Origin of the sequence: Kitasatospora sp. NPDC057512 (assembly GCF_042802135.1) — a bacterium.
Classification (GTDB): Bacteria; Actinomycetota; Actinomycetes; order Streptomycetales; family Streptomycetaceae; genus Kitasatospora.
In genome coordinates, this window is record NZ_JBHVET010001007.1 from 1 (window position 1) to 2,420 (window position 2,420).

The following is a 2,420-nucleotide window of genomic DNA, read 5'->3' on the forward strand; positions in this document are numbered from 1 at the left end:
GGACCACGGTCCTGGTCCCGGACGGCTGCCGGACCCTGGGGCCCCGCTTCCGTTCATCCTGTGCCCGGACGAATCCGGGGGGTGTCGCGTGATCGTCTGGAGACCGGCCGGGAACCCGGTGCCGAGTCCACCCGCAAGTCGATACGCAGGAGAACACCTTGATCCGCGCCCTGACCGGATTCTCGACGAGAAACCCATGGAAGGTCATCGCCCTCTGGACGGTGCTGGGTGTCGCGCTGACCGCGCTGAGCGGGGCGCTGATATTCCGCGTCACGCAGACCCGGGTCGGCGACTTCCTGCCCGCGAGCTACGACTCGGCCGCCGCGCTGAAGATCGCCGAGGACAGGTTCGGGGTGAAGCCCGACGCCGACACGGTGACCGTGCTGGTCGCCCGCCCGGACGGCGGCCCGCTCACCGCCGCGGACCACCAGCGGATCGGCACCCTGGCCGAGAAGCTGGGCCGGCAGCGGGTCACCATGCCGAAGCCCAAGGAGGAGGACGGGCCGGCCTTCCTGGCGCGGGACCACTCGCAGACCCCCACGGTCTCCCCGGCGATGGTGGCACCGGACAAGAGCTTCGAGCTGCTCTCCGTCGGGCTGGTCGGCAACCCCGAGGAGCCGGGGATGCAGGACCTCTTCCGGGCCTTCCGGGACTCGGCGCGGGCCCAGTACGCCGACGCGGGGCTGCGCACCGGTTTCACCGGCGGCCTGGCCGGCACGGTGGACACCAAGGACGACGGGAAGACCATGGCGAAGGTCATGGGAGCCCTCACCATGGGGCTGATCGTGCTGCTCAACGTGCTGGTGTTCCGCAGCGTGCTGGCGGCCCTGCTGCCGCTGCTCGCGGTCGCCCTGATCGGTGGCGTGGCACTGGGCGCGGTGGTCGGCGCCGCGATGCTCACCGGGATCAGGATCGACCCGAGCACCCCGTCGCTGATCCAGGTGGTCCTGATCGGCATCGGGACGGACTACCTGCTGTTCCTGCTGTTCCGCTTCCGCGAGCAGCTGCGGGCGCGGCCCGAAACGCCCGTCCGGCTCGTGGCCGCGGAGGTCTCTGGGCGGGTGGGCACGGCGATCACCTCGGCGGCGCTGACCATCGTGGCCGCCTTCGCGACGCTCGGGGTGGCGAGCTTCGGGCAGTTCCGGGTGCTCGGCCCGGCCATCGCCGTCTCGGTCCTGGTCATGCTGCTGGGCAGCCTGACGCTGATGCCCGCCCTGCTGGCGGCCTGCGGACGCGGGATGTTCTGGCCCTCGCGTGCGCTCCAGGCTCGGCCGCGTGAGGGCGTGTCGGCCCGGCTGGGCGGCCTGGTGGCGCGCCGGCCGCTGGCCCTGGCGGTGGCCTCCGTCGCCGCACTGGGCGCGCTGGCCCTCGGGACGGTCGGGATCAGGATGGACTACGGCCAGGGCGCCGAAGGCCCGCGCACCGCCGCCGCCAGCACCGCGGCCGAGATCTCCCGCGCGCTGCCGGCCGGTGTGTCGGACCCGACCACCGTCTACCTCACCGCCAAGGACGGCGGCACGCTCGGCGCGGAGCGGTTCGACGGCCTGTCCCGCGCGCTCGGACAGGTCGCGGGCGTGGGACAGGTGGCGGGGACCGCCCTCGCCGAGGACCGGCGGGCCGCCCGGATCGACCTCTACCTGACCGCGGACCCGCAGTCCCAGCAGGCCCGTGACGTGGTCTCGGGGCCGCTGCGGGCCGCCGTCGCCGCGCACACGCCCGCCGGGACGACGGCCCATGTCGGAGGCACCCCGGCGGTCTTCGCCGACATCTCGAAGGCCGTCGACCACGACCTGCGGCTCGTCTTCCCGATCGCGGCCGCGCTGATCGCGCTGATCCTGCTGATGCTGCTGCGCAGCCTGCTGGCGCCGGTGGTCCTGATGGTCTCCGTCGGCCTCTGCTTCGCGGCCACGCTCGGCGCCTCGGCCCTGCTCTTCCAACACGGCCTGGGCGAGCCGGGCGTCAACTTCACGCTCCCGCTGGTGCTCTTCCTGTTCGTCGTCGCGCTCGGCACCGACTACAACATCCTGATCAGCGACCGGATCCGGGAGGAGATGGAGCAGCCGGGGCCGGCCCGTGCGGCCGTGGCCCGGGCGGTGCGGCACACCGCCCCGGCCATCGCGACGGCGGGCCTGGTGCTGGCGGGCTCCTTCGCCACCCTCGCCGCGACCCCGGCGAGCCGGCAGGTCGGCTTCGCGCTGGCGCTCGGCATCCTGCTCTCCGCCTTCCTGCTGTCGGTGGTGCTGGTGCCCGCGCTGGCCGCGCTGTTCGGCCGCGGCATCTGGTGGCCGGTCCGCCCGGGGCGCACCGCGGCCCGCCGCCACCCGCGGGACCGGGCGTACGCGCCGGAGCCGGAGGCGGGCTCGGCCCCGGACGCGGGCTCGGCCCCGGACCCCTACCGGCTGACGCCGGGCCGCTGAGGG

At 74.3% G+C, this 2,420-nt stretch carries 1 protein-coding gene; it reads left to right on the forward strand.

Annotated elements, in window-relative coordinates; all coding sequences use genetic code 11:
• The first annotated feature begins 158 nt into the window (after window positions 1–158).
• Window positions 159–2,417, forward strand: a complete 2,259-nt coding sequence (locus ACFU6K_RS36845) for an MMPL family transporter (protein WP_380670682.1) — start codon at window positions 159–161, stop codon at window positions 2,415–2,417.
• Window positions 2,418–2,420: the final 3 nt, after the last annotated feature.